Annotated in this window: 13 protein-coding genes and 3 pseudogenes; 10 read left to right on the top strand and 6 right to left on the bottom strand. The window is 60.0% G+C overall.

The window, feature by feature from the left end; translation table 11 throughout:
* Nucleotides 1-278, top strand: a 278-nt coding sequence (locus tag AC0L17_RS25815; RefSeq protein ID WP_473517883.1) for a M16 family metallopeptidase, incomplete at its 5' end; no start/stop codon positions are given.
* A gap of 4 nt (nucleotides 279-282) precedes the next feature.
* Nucleotides 283-1674 (top strand): M16 family metallopeptidase, encoded by a 1392-nt coding sequence (locus AC0L17_RS25820; protein ID WP_473517884.1) that lies wholly within the window; start codon nucleotides 283-285, stop codon nucleotides 1672-1674.
* 261 nt (nucleotides 1675-1935) lie between these two features.
* On the opposite strand, the gene AC0L17_RS25825 is transcribed toward AC0L17_RS25820, so the two are convergent.
* Nucleotides 1936-2115 carry an Hsp70 family protein gene (locus AC0L17_RS25825; protein ID WP_065006821.1) on the bottom strand — a complete coding sequence of 60 codons (180 nt, stop codon included), beginning with the start codon at nucleotides 2113-2115 and terminating at the stop codon, nucleotides 1936-1938.
* Between the two features lie 536 nt (nucleotides 2116-2651).
* On the opposite strand from AC0L17_RS25825, the gene AC0L17_RS25830 reads away from it, so the two are divergent.
* Complete coding sequence (locus AC0L17_RS25830) at nucleotides 2652-2933, top strand: recombinase family protein (RefSeq protein WP_473517885.1); 282 nt, start codon at nucleotides 2652-2654, stop codon at nucleotides 2931-2933.
* 1102 nt (nucleotides 2934-4035) lie between these two features.
* Here AC0L17_RS25830 and AC0L17_RS25835 read toward each other — a convergent pair.
* The 3 genes and pseudogenes from AC0L17_RS25835 to AC0L17_RS25845 form a co-directional block, all read right to left on the bottom strand.
* On the bottom strand, nucleotides 4036-6093 hold the full coding sequence (locus tag AC0L17_RS25835; RefSeq protein ID WP_473517886.1) for an acyltransferase family protein: 2058 nt from the start codon (nucleotides 6091-6093) through the stop codon (nucleotides 4036-4038).
* 107 nt (nucleotides 6094-6200) lie between these two features.
* A pseudogene (locus AC0L17_RS25840) lies at nucleotides 6201-6804 on the bottom strand (carbonic anhydrase); the annotation flags it as partial.
* A gap of 301 nt (nucleotides 6805-7105) precedes the next feature.
* Complete coding sequence (locus AC0L17_RS25845) at nucleotides 7106-7453, bottom strand: condensation domain-containing protein (RefSeq protein WP_473517887.1); 348 nt, start codon at nucleotides 7451-7453, stop codon at nucleotides 7106-7108.
* Between the two features lie 66 nt (nucleotides 7454-7519).
* On the opposite strand from AC0L17_RS25845, the pseudogene AC0L17_RS25850 reads away from it, so the two are divergent.
* From AC0L17_RS25850 to AC0L17_RS25865, 4 genes and pseudogenes are all read left to right on the top strand, one after another.
* A pseudogene (locus tag AC0L17_RS25850) lies at nucleotides 7520-8227 on the top strand (beta-ketoacyl-[acyl-carrier-protein] synthase family protein); the annotation flags it as partial.
* Between the two features lie 140 nt (nucleotides 8228-8367).
* Complete coding sequence (locus AC0L17_RS25855) at nucleotides 8368-9213, top strand: LTA synthase family protein (protein ID WP_473517888.1); 846 nt, start codon at nucleotides 8368-8370, stop codon at nucleotides 9211-9213.
* Nucleotides 9147-10085, top strand: coding sequence for an LTA synthase family protein (locus AC0L17_RS25860; protein ID WP_473517889.1), 939 nt, complete (start codon nucleotides 9147-9149; stop codon nucleotides 10083-10085). Before AC0L17_RS25855 ends, AC0L17_RS25860 begins: the two co-directional genes overlap by 67 nt.
* A 93-nt stretch (nucleotides 10086-10178) precedes the next feature.
* Nucleotides 10179-10430, top strand: a pseudogene (locus AC0L17_RS25865) (EamA family transporter); the annotation flags it as partial.
* Nucleotides 10431-10432: 2 nt separating this feature from the next.
* Here the strand turns inward: AC0L17_RS25865 and AC0L17_RS25870 are convergent.
* Complete coding sequence (locus tag AC0L17_RS25870; RefSeq protein ID WP_473517890.1) at nucleotides 10433-11182, bottom strand: methyltransferase family protein; 750 nt, start codon at nucleotides 11180-11182, stop codon at nucleotides 10433-10435.
* Nucleotides 11183-11714: 532 nt separating this feature from the next.
* On the bottom strand, nucleotides 11715-12308 hold the full coding sequence (pmtA, locus tag AC0L17_RS25875; RefSeq protein ID WP_473517929.1) for a phospholipid N-methyltransferase PmtA: 594 nt from the start codon (nucleotides 12306-12308) through the stop codon (nucleotides 11715-11717).
* A gap of 1140 nt (nucleotides 12309-13448) precedes the next feature.
* Between pmtA and AC0L17_RS25880 the strand changes: the two genes are divergently transcribed.
* From AC0L17_RS25880 to AC0L17_RS25890, 3 genes are read left to right on the top strand one after another with little or no spacing between them, the layout of a single operon-like run.
* On the top strand, nucleotides 13449-14501 hold the full coding sequence (locus AC0L17_RS25880; protein ID WP_473517930.1) for an ABC transporter substrate-binding protein: 1053 nt from the start codon (nucleotides 13449-13451) through the stop codon (nucleotides 14499-14501).
* A gap of 31 nt (nucleotides 14502-14532) precedes the next feature.
* Nucleotides 14533-15411, top strand: a complete 879-nt coding sequence (locus AC0L17_RS25885) for an ABC transporter permease (RefSeq protein WP_473517891.1) — start codon at nucleotides 14533-14535, stop codon at nucleotides 15409-15411.
* A complete protein-coding gene (locus AC0L17_RS25890) occupies nucleotides 15387-16133 on the top strand; it encodes an ABC transporter ATP-binding protein (protein ID WP_473517892.1) in 747 nt (248 codons plus the stop codon). Before AC0L17_RS25885 ends, AC0L17_RS25890 begins: the two co-directional genes overlap by 25 nt.
* The last annotated feature ends 19 nt before the right edge of the window (nucleotides 16134-16152 follow it).

Below are 16152 nucleotides of genomic sequence, written 5' to 3' on the forward strand. Positions count from 1 at the left end.
CCGAGGTCGCCCGCATCGCCAGCGAGGGCGTCACATCGGGCGAGCTGGAGAAGGCCAAGGATCGTTTCGTCCGCTCGGTAATTTTCGCCCACGACGAGCAGAGTTCCATCGCCGACATGTATGGCTCCACGCTTGCCACCGGCGGCAGTGTGAAAGACGTCGAGGAATGGCCCGATCGCATCCGCAAGGTCACCGCCGATCAGGTTAAGGCCGTTGCCGCCCGCTACCTCGTGTCCGACCATTCGACCACTGGTTATCTCTTGCCCAAGGACAATTGACCCGATGACAAACCAACTCCGCAGCGCCATTGCACAAGCATTGCCCTCTCCCGTTAGAGAAGGGAGGGCCGTGCGCCTCGTCACCTTGCTGGCTGTCCTTTGCCTTGCTATTTTCTTCCTCGTTCTGCCGGCGCTTTCCGCTCGTGCGGCCATGAGCGTCCAGGAGGTGACCTCGTCAAAGGGCATTACCGCCTGGCTGGTGGAAGACCATACGCTGCCGATCGTCACGCTCCAGTTCGTGTTCGACGGCGGCACCAGCCAGGACCCGGCCGATAAGGAGGGGCTTGTCAATTTGATGACCGGCTTGTTCGACGAGGGCGCAGGCGATCACGACGGCGACACCTTTCAGGTGCGGCTCGATGATGCCGGCGCTGAGATGAGCTTCCACGCGCGGCCTGACGGCATCTATGGCTCGGTGCGCATGCTTTCCCAGCGCCAGGACGCCGCTTTCGATCTCATCAGGCTCGCGTTGAACAGGCCCCGCTTCGATCAGGAACCCTTTGACCGAACCCGCGCTCAGCTTCTCTCCGGCATCATCGCCAACGAGCGCGAACCTCACGCCATCGGCAGGGATGCATGGCGGCGCAGGCTCTACGGCGCGCATCCGTATTCGAGGCCGCCCGAGGGCACCAAGGAAAGCCTGGCCCGCATAACGCCCGCCGATCTAAGCGCCTTCCACAAGGCCGCTTTCGCCCGCGAGGGGCTGCACGTGGCGGTTGTCGGCGACATCGATGCCAAAGCCCTGAGTGCAAGGCTCGACCAGTTGTTCGGCGATTTGCCTCAGAAGCAGGCGCTCGCCCAGGTACCTGATGTCACCCCGAAGCTCGGCCAGTGGACGTTGGTCGCATACGCCCTGCCCCAGACTTCGCTCCAGCTGGCTTTTCCTGGCATCGGACGAAGCGACCCGGAATTCTATGCCGCGCAGCTGATAAACGATATACTCGGAGGCTCGCCATTTACCTCCCGTCTGTTCCAGGAAGTGCGCGAAAAGCGCGGCCTTGCCTACGGTGTCTCCTCTAGCTTGGAAGGCTATCAGCATTCCAACACGCTTGTCGTGGCCACGTCGACGCGCGCCGACAGGGCGGCGGAGACACTCGACCTGATAAGACGAGTAATCAAGGAGCTGGTGGACACCGGGCCAACAGCGGCCGAGCTCGAAGCGAGCAAGAAGTATCTGATCGGGGCCTATGCTATCAGCAATCTTGGTTCCTCCAGGGCGATCTCAGCCACGCTTCTCAGGCTGCAGCTCGACAAGCGCGGCATAGACTACATCCAGCGCCGCCCGGCCCTCATCGAGCAGGTGACGCTCGACCAGGTCAGGGCAGCGGCGAAGAAGCTGCTTTCGGCCGAGCCCGCCATTATGGGCGTCGGCCCGCGGCTAGACAGTGTCCCATGAATAATCTCGCTCTACAAGTCGCTACGGCCAGGCGGGTTCCTCCGAGGCCGCAAAGGCCCGCCACAAAAAAGAGGAATCACATGCGTATCCCGCTGCTCAACGTCAGCGGCTACGACGCACGCTCGATTCCGGAGGAGCGGCGTCCGTGAGTGGTGCAAGCGCCGTGTTCCCTTACAACGCCTTACAACGGGAGATCAGCCGGAACCGCCTTCCGACGAGCCTGCCGCGACTTGAAAATCGAAGATCTGCATTTCCACGATCTCAGGCACGAAGGTACAAGCCGCCTTTCGAGGCGGGCTTGGCGGCCATCGCCGCCGCGATCGGCTCCTGCAGCAGCGATATCCGATTGAGCCCTGCCATCCTTGCGGCCCTCATCGTGGCCTCTGATTGCATCTGGTTGAATGCCGCTGGAATGGTGATAACCGCACCCTCGATTTCCATTTCCGGAAGATCACGACGGGCCACACCAGAGTCTTGATGACCTCTGCACTGGCCTCCTCGGGTGTTAGCACGCGATCAGACCCGCCTGATCCGAACATGGTCAAGAGATGACACGGGGTCGTCGATGATCATGCCTTGACGCGATGTGTCTCCTCCGACCTCGGCTAGAAGCAGGCCAGGGCGAGCGCGCGCTGCTCTCCTTCGCTTAAGACCTTGCTGTTTGGGGTCGCTTTTGCCGCGTTGAGCCCGACCTCGAAATAACTCTGCCCATCTTGACTACGATCATTAACTGCGAACGGGATGTGCGTTATTCAAAGAGACAGGTTCCGGCGCGAAGCTCGATCGGGCCGAACGCAAAAAGGTCATGGCGCTGGCGCAGTCGAGGCAAATCGATGCCATCCTCGTGACCGAGCTTTCTCGATGGGTCGCTCGACGATCGACCTCCTCAACACGCTGCGCGAACTGGAAAGCTGGAAAGTTTCCGTCATCGCCATGACGGTATGGCCTTCGATTTGTCGTCCCCACATGGCCGAATGATGGCGACATTGCTCTCCGGCATTGCCGACTTCGAGCGTGATCTCATCAGTGAACGGGTCAAATCGGGTCTCGCCGCAGCAAAGGCGCGGGGGAGGAAATTGGGAAGACAGATCGGAGTCCGACCTAAATCCGACCGACTCGCGCCCAAGGTCCTGGCACTTATTGATGAAGGGCGGAGCTACCGCTGGATAGCCCGCGACCTTGGTATCAGCAAGAACATCGTCGCAGACGTCGTGCAACGATATCGGGCGACAGAACAGTCGCTACATGTTGTGGAATAGGCTGATGGTGAACGCGAGCGTGATGCATCGGAGGCCCATCTTCTCGGTTTTATTCGGAAGCGGCAAAGAGCATTTTAGTCGATTTGGGTTTGGTCCAGGCCCACGGCCATCAGAGCTATAGCTTTGCCGATGCAGGGAAAAAATGGCCGGCATGTTCCTAACGCAATAGCACCGAGCCTTGCAATTTCGGTGACGCTGCACCTGATCGCCATCTTAGCCGTTGGATTTTTTCCGACCAGGGAATCGCTGCCCCCGCCAATCAAGCAAAGCATTACCGTCGAAATCCTAAATGAACCCCAGGCTGCAGTAACTGCACAGCCCACTGTTACTCAAAACGAAAGCAAGCCCATCGCATTGCCCGCACCGATTGACCAGGCACCTGAGCAATGCCGTTCAAAGCTTTACTCCCCTGGGTGACCTGATGCCATCGGGAGAAACATCGCGATGGCGCAAAGCTCCTCGGAGCCAATCTGCACGCGGCGCGGCCGGGAATATGCCCCACTTCTTCAGTGCTGGGGTTCTGCTCGCGGGAGATGATTCGGCACGGAGATCAAGGGCCCGCAGGGACGCTGCTCGACGCAATCAAAGCACGGCTTCGTAGGTGGCGTAAGTCGAGAAAGAGAGGCGTGTCAGCTCGGCAGCCCGAGTTCGGAGCCGTTGCCGCCGGCCAACACCCGCCGTGGCGGACCATGCCCTGCCACTGTTCCATGGCTGGCCCAGTTGTCAGGGGCAATAGCGCCGCTGCGTGCTCCACATAGCCCAATGCGGGTGAGTTCGAGCTGCTGAAGGTGGACTCGGCCAGTTTGGGGCGGCATTGTCGTCCGCGCCCTCTTTCTGCGCTCGCACGGGAAGAGCGAACCATACCCGCACTGCGTCCACAGAATGCTGCTGGTAATTGGGCATGGATGGGTGCGGCGGTGACGGTGCTGTCGAGCCGCATAACTCTGCCGTTGGACCCCAATCAATCAGGCTCAAGGTCGTGGCTGCAGCAGAGCACTGACGGGAGATACCATGACGAATACTTCGCTGCAGTCCTTGCTGAGGGTTAGCCCGCGCTGCACCGCGGCCATGCGCGCGATCCTTTCCCCCGGAGAAGCCTGACTTACTCCAGATCCATGGCCGGCGAAGAGATGACCTTAGCGAAAATGGGGGCGAGGATATGCCGGCTCGCCCGCGAAAGGTGGATCGCGTCGAGGTAGAAGACGTCTTCACCTGATTTCAGCGGGCACTTTTCCTGCCCACACAAAGCTTGGACTATCGGAACGAATTGTACAGTTCGTGGCAGCAGATCCGCGAGGATTTGATTGTTCTGCCAAGACCTCTCGGCCGGCATGGTGGAGCACGGCGCATCGCCATTCATAAAGTCCGCACGGATAAGGCAAGTCAGCACATCGGTGGGCGGTTCTGGGGCTGGTCCAACCACGGCGGTCTTGATGCCACGGGTCGCCAGTGCGGCCGCGGTCTCTTTAATGGCGGACGTGAAGTTCGCTTTGGAAGCCTCCCGCGAAGGCCAGCTTCCATCCTTCGAAAGGAAGCTGCCTCCACGCCCCGAGTAGGTGTTCCAGCGGCCTGCTAGGATCACGAGTGTGACGTTGCGATCGGCAAGCACCGATTGGAGCGCGGACGAATTGAAGGCCGGGCAATCCGCTGTCAATGGACTGGCGGGAAGCATCGTCATGTTGGGGAAAGGAGCGCACCCCGCTTTTGTAATCTGTCTGACGCGCACGCCTGTGGTCCGGGCGGCCTCGCTTAAAGAAGGGGCAAGATGGGCAGCCTGAGAATCGCCCCACAAAACGATCGTCGGAGCGATATTGCCGGAGCCGAGGAGGCATTCGCCCGTTTTGGGGATGAGCCCGCCACGCTCGAGGCAGGAAGATGCTTCGAACTTGGCCCTCTCCGCTCTGAGTGCTTGAACAGACGGGCCGCCATCAGGGCCCCGACTGGGGAAGCCGGAGCTGTTGATGATAGCCAGGGATAGACAGCACACCGCAGCTGTTGCGCCGGCGGTCGGTACCAGCCACGTCCAACCTGTAGCTCTCCGGCGGAACGGGCGCTCGACAAAGCGCCATGAGAGAGCTGAGACGAGCAGCGCGGCCATTACGACAGCGGCACGTTCAGAGACGAGCAACTCGCGATTTTGATAGATGCCAGCAAAGACCAGCAACGGCCAGTGCCAGAGGTAGAGCGAGTAGGAAGTCAGGCCGATGAAGCCGGCAGGGCCGATCGACAGCGCTTTTGAGACCATTGTTTCGCGGTGAAAGCCGGCGGCGATGATGAGCGCCGCTCCAATGCAGGGAGCAAGCGCGTGGAGGCCACGAAATGGCGTATCTTGATCGATCAGGAAAAGTGAAGCGGTGATGAGCGCCAGACCCGAGGCAGCGAGGAGTTCCGCAATCGTTTGGTTTGGCTTCATTGCCTTGGCCACGGGCAGCGCGATCAGCCCGCCCGCGAGCAGTTCCCAAGCGCGCGTCGGAAGCATGTAGAATACAAAGGGCGGGTCGCTCTGGAGCCAGTGCTCAGCGGCGTAGATGGACATGACGAATAGCGCTGCGACGATGATTGACGACGCCCACGGTCTCAGCCATCGCATCATGAGTATGACTGCCAAAGGCCACAGCAAGTAAAACTGCTCCTCGACAGCCAGCGACCATGTGTGCAGGAGCGGGAGCGAGTTCGCGGCTTCAGTGAAATAGTTGGTGTTGCGGTAAAAAAAGAAGTTGCTGAAGGAAATCGCGGCGGCGATGGCGCTGTTGCCGAACCCAATGAACTCTCCCGGCGGCAACACAAACCACGCCATCGCAAAACAGGCGGCGAGCATCGCGGAGAGGGCGGGGAAAATCCGTCGAACGCGGCGGTGATAGAAGTCCAGCAGCGAGAATTCGCCTCTCTCTGTCCGCTCGATGATGTCGGACGTTATCAGGAAGCCGGAGATCACAAAGAAGATGTCGACCCCAACGAACCCGCCGCTGACCGCTGAAAAGCCAGCATGATACAGGACAACAGGAACAACGGCGACGGCCCGTAGACCGCTGATGTCCGCTCTGTACTTCATGCCGCTGATCGTCCTCAAAACGTCCTGAGCAACGCCTTTTTCATGTTCGTTATTCTTCGTAAAATCGATCGTTTCGATGAGTGCATCTACGGTATGAATGCGGACCATCAAATGCGATTAAGAACCGAACCAGCCCCATGCAAAATCGCGCAACGCGGAATCACGCTCGATCAAACTGACAGGCAGTGGTTTCGCTGGAGGGCAAACGCATCTTGTCACCGGCCACCGCTGCGTGGTTGGGCGCAGTGGTGCGGCGGATAGGCCGCGTTCAAAGGATAGAGTGAGGTAAATCGCTCGATGTCCGCTGGGTCGACCTCAACCGGTTCCGTCGCGACCATCCACTCGACGTTTTCGGTGCGTGGCGGCGTCGTCAATGATCCCTCATATGTCCAGTAGCCAAGCGAAGCCGGTAGAAGCGCGTTGGGGTCGGCCTCGTCGACCGCTGTTTCCTCACCTGGGATTACGGAAAATGCTGCGGCAAGGCTGGCGAAGCTGGCATTTGTCGCGCCTGGCGCCAGAAACAGGCCCAGCAGACCCAGAGTATCGCTGTTGCGGTCCTTATGGACAAAATGCGCTTTCATCGGGAAGCTCTTGCCCGCGACGTGGTGCTCGCTTGGCGCATGGAAATGAAACTGTAGCAGCTCATAAACACGATCCCCGCGGGCGAGGGTGCTGCCTTGCGGCAGGTTGACTTGGATGGTGTGGCCGTTGTTCACCATCCTGCCGCCGCCCTTGTGCAATCTATGGCGATGTGCGGAAGATCCGCTTTGACCGCGTCCTTGATGTCGATCGGCATTGCTGCGTGCCCGCCGAGCAGACGAACTTTACAAGCGCAGCTGGGCCGCCAGATCAGAACGAGCACGCTGCCGAATGGAACCATCTGGAGCAGCAGCCACCCAGGCCAGCAAGCTCTCAAGCCCGACCTGATCTCTTCCGGACAATCGGCTCATCTCGCCCCTGCCTCGTCGGGCAATTCCGATGGGGCGATCGCATCGCCGGCCGTCCAGTTACTCTTAAGCAGGTTGAGGGTCGGGTGCAGGCGCGTTGCGCGATTTGTATGGAGTCTGGGTTCGGTTCTTTAAATCGGCTTCGACGGCCCGCATTCATACCGTAGATGCGCTCATCGAAACAATCGGTTTTTCTCGACGACCTGCTCGAACGGCAGGTCCTGATGCTCCTGCGCTGCCAGCGCCGTGCGCCGCGTCCGCTCCAGAAGCTCCGACACGCTCGGCTCGCCGGACAGGTCCAGCCGAAGCGCCAGGGTGTTGACGAGGAAGCCGATCAATTCTTCGATCTCGCGCCGGCCTCGATTGGCGCTCGGAACACCGATCACAAGGTCGTCCTGCCCCGACAGACGCGACAGTACCGCCGCCCAGGCCGCCAGCACCGTCATGAACAACGTCGTGCCATGCCGTCGGCTCAGCCGCCTCAGACCCCGCGTCAGATCCGCATCGATGACGATCGGCACACTGGCGCCGGCAAACGACTGCTGGGCCGGCCGCGGCCGGTCCGGCGGCAGCGCCCGCCGGCAGCTCTCTCCATGGACCGCTTCAGCCTGCTTGCCGTGCTTGCAGCGCGCGAAGCCATGCGACAGGCCGGACTCTCCTGCGCTGAAGGCAATGCCCATCGCTTCGGCGCGTCAGTGGGCGTCGGCTTCGGCGGCTACGATGCGACTGAAAAAGCCTACCGCGCCCTCCTTTTGGGCGGAGCGTCCCGCACTGATCTGTTCACCGGAGTAAAGGCGATGCCGAGCGCGGCTGCGTGCCAAGTCAGCATGAGCCTCGGCCTGCGCGGGCCGGTCTTCGGCGTCACCTCCGCCTGTGCATCGGGCAATCATGCGATCGCCTCGGCCGTAGACCAGATCAGGTACGGCCGGGCCGACGTGATGCTTGCGGGAGGCAGCGACGCGCCGTTCGTGTTTATCGTGGTGAAGGCATGGGAAGCAATGCGCGTGCTCGCTCCGGATACTTGCCGGCCCTTCTCCGCCGACCGGAAGGGCTTGGTGCTGGGCGAGGGTGCGGGCATGGCTGTACTGGAAAGCTATGAGCATGCTACCGCCCGCGGTGCAACGATTCTTGCCGAGGTCGCCGGCATCGGCCTGTCTGCCGATGCCTCCCACATCGCCGCGCCGGCAATTCACGGGCCGGAGGACGCGATGCGCGCCTGCCTTGCCGATGCGGCACTGAATCCCGAGGACTTGGAATACCTGAACGCGCATGGCACCGGCACCAAGGCCAACGACGCTTCTGGTTCGATATCGTCACGCTGCTTCCAATCCTCGTGGTCTTTCGCCTCTTCCCGCTGCTCCTGCCAGTTTCGTGGGCCGGAAAGCGGTTTGACCGCGCAGTTGGGCTCTCGGTCTTCGCAATCTTCCTGTTTCTGATGGTCGTGCAGGGGGTCAGCGAGTATTTCTTCTGGGACGAATTCACGACGCGCTTCAATTTCATCGCGGTCGACTACCTCGTGTACACGCAGGAAGTGATCCAGAACTTTATGGAGAGCTATCCGGTCGTGCCGCTGCTTGCCGGCATCGGCCTGTTGGCGGTCGGCGGGGCCTATCTGCTCCGCCGCCAGGTGAAGGCAGGCTTCGCGCCGCATCCGCCGTTCATGAAGCGGCTGGCGGTCTTTGCGACGATAACGGGAATGGCCGCCGCCGGCGTGTTGGTGACGCCCGATTCGATCACACGGCCGATGCCGAGCGCGATCGCCCGCGAACTCGGGGGCAACGGACTCTATGGTTTGATTAGCGCCTTCTTCTCGAATGAGATCGATTTCGCGAATTTCTATCGGACCATACCCGAGAAACAGGCGGCCGAACGGACACGCGACCTTTTAGCGGAAGATCACGAGCCGTTCGAAAGCACCGATTTAAACGACATCACGCGTGACATTCGAGCCGAGGGGCCGATGCTGCGCAAGAACGTCATCCTGGTCGGCATGGAAAGCATGAGTGCGGAGTTCATGGGCACGTTCGGCAATCCGAAAAGACTGACACCGAACCTTGACCGGCTGGCGTCTGAAGGCCTGCTTTTCACTGAAATGCGGGCGACCGGCACGCGCACCGTGCGCGGGCTTGAAGCGATCGCGCTTTCAGTCCCGCCGACCCGGGGCAATCGATCCTGCGTCGCCCCGGCAACGACAATCTCTTCACCATTGGCTCGGTGTTCCAGGATTCGGGCTATGATACGCGCTTCCTCTATGGCGGCTACGGCTATTTCGACAACATGAACGCGTTCTTTTCCGGTAACGGCTTCGGTATAGTCGACCGCGCTACGATGGCGGCAGGCGATGTGCATTTCGCCAATGCGTGGGGCGTTAGCGATGAGGATCTCTATGACGAGGTGATCCGCCAAGCCGACGCCTCGGCGAAAGCCGGCAAGAACTTCTTCAGCTTCGTCATGAACACGTCAAACCACCGGCCCTTTACCTATCCAGCTGGCGCCATAGACATCCCATCGCCGGGCGGGCGCGACGGGGCGGTCAAATATTCCGACTACGCGATCGGGGAACTGGTCAAGAAGGCATCGGCGAAACCGTGGTTCAGGGATACCGTTTTTGTCTTTGTCGCCGATCATACGGCGAGCGTCGCAGGCAAGGTCGAGCTCGACATGAACAAATACCACATACCGTGCATCATCTGGTCGCAGGGCTTTGTCGAGCCCCGCCGGATCAATCGGCTGGCGAGCCAGGTGGATATTGCGCCGTCGCTGCTTGCCCTGCTGCAGGCTAGCTATCGCAGCCGCTTTTTCGGCGACGACCTGATCGAAGCGGACGAACCGGAGCGGCCGGTCTACATCTCCAACTACCGGAAGGTGGCCATGATCCTGCATGGCCGCACGACGATCCTTGAGCCCAAGAAGCAAATCGTCCAGATGAAGGGTGAGGAGGTGCAACCTGAAAGCGCCGTCGACCACAACGCGGTCGAAGATACCGTAGCCGTCTATCAATATCCCTCGCACTGGCGCGACATTTCACGCCGCATTCCAAGTGTTCTTGACAACGGCACGCTGGCACTCGGCCGGTTCGGTGTGCATCGCCTGCCAAACCCGAAGCGACGCGCGCCTCCGTCCAGGACCACACCCACCATACCGGTGCGCTAACAAAGCCACCGTGTCACAACGTCTTAGGAATGCCAGGTCTGCTCCGGTGATCGCCAAGAGGGGTGAGGACCTTAACAATCCCTTGCAAGACCCTTCGTGGTGGCGACGGGTGGTGCATCGTGGATCTGCTACTTTCGCGCGCTCCAGTTTGGAGACGCAGCACGCGTTGCCCCTGTCGACAAACTGAGCCTCGTGCTGGTGGCGGTGTTCGGAGTGACATTCCTCAAGGAACATCGTTGTCGAACTGGGCAGGGGTTGGCCTTGATCGCAACAGGCGCGGTTCTGGTATACGCTACAAAGGCTAACAGGAGGGCTATTCGCGGCGGCTTATTGCTCCGTCTTTAGGATCAGAACAGCCAAAAAAAGGTGGGCAGATAGCCAGCTACCTGGAGGTATTCGATGCCTTCGATGGCTGGAAAGATCGCCAGAAAATATAGGGCATCGAAGAATGTGCTTCTTAATGCGCTCGTGGAGAACGTGTGCTGATGCTTGTCCTGATGCAGCCACGGCTTGGGCCAGAACCGCGGCGTCCTTGCCACATATGCTTCGAACTCCGAACCAAATTTGTCACGAAGAAACGTCTCTTCCTTTCGGGCAGTCATCCCGAAAACCGCATAGGTGCACCCCCCCAGAGCGGATGCAACGATGAACGATCCGAACATGAGGCCGATGCCGAATGCCCCGATCGTCGAAAACAGATATAGAGGATTGCGAGTGATCGAGTACGGCCCGCTGAGTGCCAACTCGCTGTTCTTCCGCCCCCCGACATAGAGGATGCTCCACAACCTCCCGAGTAGGCAGACGAGGATCAGAACAAAACCGATCATCTCGATGACCTCGTGAAGGCTAGATGCTTCATCCCAACCGGGGCGAGAGAATAGCAGCGAGCCAATCGCCGCTACGCTCAAGGCCTGGACGACCAAAAGTCTCTTCCGCTGATTAAATGGTTGCGGGGCAATGGAAGCGGACATCATGGTTCCTTCGACAAAGGCTTTTTCGGGGCTCGCGCCAAGCAGTGCATCCAATGTCGACCGATCTGTCAGAAATGTGACGCGCTGTCCCTTTTCCTGGCGGCGACTGCTCGGTTTCAATGGCAAGCTCGATAGCCGATTGCGGTAGGCCTGACCCTTGGCAGATCCCGATGTCGGCAGCCCTTTGGAACTTGCCGGAAATTAAGGTCTCGGTGGATGAACCCGCATGGCTTTTGCTGGCAGGAAGACCGATGCGCGGGCGTGGATGGACCAAGGCGTTGCGTCAGGACGAGGCTCGGCAGGTGCGTGCGCGCATTGCGGAACTGGAGCGCGACCTCATAGCGCCCACACCTCAAGGACGCCATCGACGTTTCGAATCCGGACATGAACTTCGCTGCGAAGTCCCGCCTGGCGCGTCTCGAGGAATGCATCTCCGGAAATACCGGAGAAACATCGGCGTTCGCGCAAGCTTCGCCGCTCTCAATGCTTGTAGCCGAACATCATCTCTCTGCTGCGGTCAAATCGATCCTCAGAAAATGCGGAAGGGAAGACGGTCCAGCCAGGGCGCGAATGGCTGGCCACAGCACCAAGTTCAATCGGCTTTGCAGTCCTGTACCAGGATTCCGAAAGCCACCTGTCGCTCGCGTCCCCTGTGGTTTCACACTGCTCGTCGATAGGTCCAGAGTTGTGCGGGGGGAACATTGCGAACCACGAAATCATAGTGAGAAACGATGTAACGGTCGGGCATTTTGAGCACCGGTGACAGAAGACCGTAGGTGATTTGGATCACAGGTCGCCCGGCCGGGATTCGTGCAAGCAAATCCTCGAGCAGTGTGAGGCGCTGTTGCATCGGAAAGCTCAACATCGGCACTGCGCTTATGACACAATCGAACTTTTCCCGGCGCTCCCCCAGAATTTCTTCCAGGGCAAACGCATTGCCCAAGCGGAAATCCACTCCTGGAAAGCGTCGCACCAGGCCTTCATAGAAATCCTTGGAATATTCGACCGAAGTCAACCGGTGCGGTTTGATCCCTCTTTCCAGGATGGCCCTGGTGATGACACCCGTCCCGGCACCAAGCTCCAAAACCGGCAATCCAGAATGCGGGTTGACCACACTAGCCATGCGGCGCGCGGCATGGATCGACGTGGGCATGAGTGCGCCCACACCTTTCTTATCCTTCTGCCAACATTTGAAGAATTGCACTTCTTCCTCAAGTTTCTTGCCAAGTCGCTCTTTCAATCGAAAGACCATATCCGCTCCCTTCTCCCGATCCGAGTCGGAGCGACTTTTTGTCGAAATTTCGCTATATAAACAAGCCTGATTCACAGGAATGATTGCCGCGCCGGAGGCGCGAAACGCCCGCGCCGGCTGGCACGCGTTGTCCACCAGGATCACGTTTTTCTCGCTCAGATGCGCGCCAGTTCTTCCTGTATGCAAATCTCGGTCATGGCCTCGCGAGCCCCTCACGGCTCATCGAGCAGCCGTATCTCCGGCTGCACCATCAGCGCCAGCGCGACGCACGCAGGGTTTCTCATCTGCTGCGCGCTTCGCCAGGCGCACAGCAGACAATGAGGCCGCTACGGCCGCAAAAAACCCGCGACGGCGGCTCGATTCCGGGACCGGTCCGCCATTTTTGGTAGGTGATCCGTGCAAATGCGTGGCGTGGATCACCCCAGCTATTTCGTGGCCGCCCCATTGCCAACGTCCTCTTTTCAACCGGCCGAGGCTCCCAGTCGCCGGATCAATGATGACGATCCCCTCTGAATAGTTTTTGACGAGCCTGACGGTCTACGCCGTCTTACCGTGGTTCCGGCTTTGCCATGGCCTTCTCTGCCGCAGGCGGCAAAGTGCTATGACTCTACCGTGCATTGGCCTTGGAAAATACGACGGCTGGACCACAATAATGAGGTTTAGGCAGAAGACTTTTCAGGGAATCCTTCGAAAAGGAAACAGTAGCTCTTCCGGTCCTTACGAAGCCGGCCCTCGCTCTGTTAGAGAAAGCAGATTGCGACCCCGGCCGTTCCTAACGGCCGGTACACGGCGCAGGTCATAGTGCCTGCTCTTACACGACCGGAGCCAAAGCAATTTTTCTGCTAGGCGGCTTCACGCTTTGGACCTGCCGTTCCAAGCCGAAGCTCGATGCAAGACGTATGGGCATCAGGGACCGCTTTTAGCGACGGACGCAAGTTGGCATCGGCAGAAACGCCAGCTGCTTTGCAGCGTCCTAAGCCGCCTGTTGTTGGGCGGCGCGTGCTCCGAAAGAGCATTCGAGGCGAACAGCGTTTCCTTTGAGTGGCAAAGAACAGCACCTGATACTTTTATAGTCTACCAAATCTCTGAACATACTGGCAGCGAAATTCGGAGCCTTCCCAAAATTGGAGCAAGACGATGGTGTTAGCTGTGGAGAGATTTTCAAGAAGGAGATTGGGTGGGTTCGTGACCGCGTTCGCAGTAGGCTTGGTCGCTTCTTTCTCCCCCCTCATTGCGCAGGCGGGTAGTCCGGACGCTGGCAAACTGCCGACCAAAATCCCGGCGGGCACTGTCCTTCGTATCGGCGATCCCGAGACGCAAAGGGCGCTGGAATTATCGGGGCTGATCGATCAACTGCCGTTCGAGGTCGAATGGGCTAATATCAGCGGCGGCCCACAGACAATCGAAGCCTTTCGCGCCAACGCATTGGACGTCGGATCGGTTGCCGACATTCCACCCATCCACGCGACCTGGACTGGGCTCAAGGTCAAGATCATTGCCGCGAAGTTCCGCAAGGAACCGGTTGCGCACCCGATCTATCAACTCGGCATTGCACCGGGAGTTGAGGTCAAGACGCTCGCGGATTTGCGCGGTAAGCGGATTGCTTTCAGCCCCGGTCAGGCACAGGGCGCGCTGGTGTTGAGGGTCCTGCAGGCCGCCAGCCTGGAAAAGGAGGATGTAGATCTCATCGAACTGCCCAGCAAAGGCGATGCCTATCCGGTGGCACTTTCCGGCAAGCAAGTCGACGTCGCGCCGATCTCGGGCGTCCTTATCAAACGCTATCTGCGCCAGTATGGCGCCGACGGCGCTACCACCATCCCGCACGGCTTGCGCGATGATCCAGCCCATCTCTATGCCCCACAAGCTGTGCTTGAGGACCCGGCCAAAGCAGCCGCTCTCGGCGAATATGTGCGCTACTGGGCGCTAGCCGCCCGTTGGGTGGAAGAGCATCCCAAGGAGTGGATCGAGGGGTACTACGTCACCACCCAGGGCCTCAACACAGAAGATGGCCAGTATCTCGTCGACGCTGATGGTCAGTTCGACATCCCCTCCGACTGGAACGACGTGATCGTGCGCCAGCAGGCGACGATCGATCTCCTGGCCAAGGAGTTGAACAAGCCCGCGATCAAGGCCGAGGACCTGTTCGACAGGCGCTTCGAGGCGATCGCCACAAACGCGCTGAACGCCTCCTGACGCCTGCTTTCCGAGACCGGAGACGACACCGATGAACGCATTCTCCAACACCGCCACAGTTGCCCCCGCCTTTCCTGCCGCATCGGATGAAAGGTTGTTGATTCCGCCCGCCGTGGAGCCCCGCAAGACCGGGACGAGGCGACTCGCACTTGGGCGAACGATCCCATTTGGCGCGCTGATCGGGCCTGCACTTCTTCTTGTGATCTGGTCCATCGGCAGTATCGCCGGTCTGATCGATCCTAGAACGCTGCCGGCGCCTTGGTCGGTTGTCGGCACCGCCATCGATCTCATCGCCGAAGAGAAGCTTCAGCATCATTTGATGACGTCTGCCTGGCGGGCAGCACAGGGGCTGGTGTTCGGTGTCCTGATCGGGACCATCCTTGCTCTCATTTCAGGTTTGTCGCGGCTTGGTGAGGCCATCATCGACGGCCCTGTTCAGATCAAGCGGGCGATACCGACGCTCGCTCTGATCCCGCTGCTGATGCTGTGGTTCGGCATCGGCGAGGGCATGAAAGTAACGACCATCGCGCTGGCAGTCCTGATCCCGATCTATATCCAGACCCACAGCAGCTTGCGCAGCATAGACAGCCGTTATGTCGAACTGGCCCAGACCTTGCGAATGGGCTACGGCGACTTCATCCGCCAGGTCATCCTGCCCGGCGCCCTTCCAGGGTTCTTCCTTGGCCTGCGTTTTGCGGTGACCTATGCCTGGCTGTCTCTGGTGGTGGTGGAACAGGTCAATGCCACCAGCGGCATCGGCTACATGATCGATCTCGCACGCAACTACGGCCAGACCGACATCATCATCGTCGGCCTCGTCGTCTACGCATTGCTCGGTCTAGGCTCCGACGGCATCGTCCGCTTCTTCCAGGAAAGGTCCCTGTCATGGCGTCGCACCTTGGCGGATTGAGCGGCGCGCCGGTGGTGCGGGTCGAGAGCCTTGTGAGAAGTTTCGGGCCGCGAACCATCCTCGACGGCCTCAGCCTCGACATCGAGAAGGGGGAGTTCGTCGCCCTTCTCGGCCGTAGCGGGTCGGGCAAGAGTACATTGTTGCGCGCGCTCGCCGATCTCGACGACAAAGTCTCCGGCTCCGGCCGACTCGAAACACCCGACAAGAAATCGGTGGTGTTCCAGGATGCCCGGCTGTTGCCATGGAAACGAGTGCTGGAGAATGTGGTTCTTGGCCTCGACCTGCCGGACGCCGCCGAACGCGGACGGGTAGCTCTCGAAGAGGTTGGCCTGAGCGGCCGCGAAAACGCATGGCCGGTCGAACTCTCTGGTGGCGAGCAGCAGCGGGTGGCATTGGCGCGCTCGCTGGTTCGTGATCCTGAGCTGCTGCTCGCGGACGAGCCGTTCGGCGCACTGGACGCGCTGACCCGCCTGCGCATGCACGATCTGCTGCGCCAGCTCTGCGCCCGTCACCAGCCGGCCGTTCTGCTGGTCACCCATGACGTGGACGAAGCCGTAACGCTGGCGGACCGGGTTTTGGTGCTCGACAACGGTGCGATCGCCGCCGACATCGCGATCGATATCCCCACGCCACGCGATCACGGCGATCGCCGGTTCGGCGAGATCCGCTCCCAACTTCTGCGTCATCTCGGCGTCGAGACAAAGCCTGTGCTGCCCGTCTGAGCGGTCGAAGACGCAGCTC

This window comes from Mesorhizobium sp. WSM4829, from assembly GCF_055811475.1.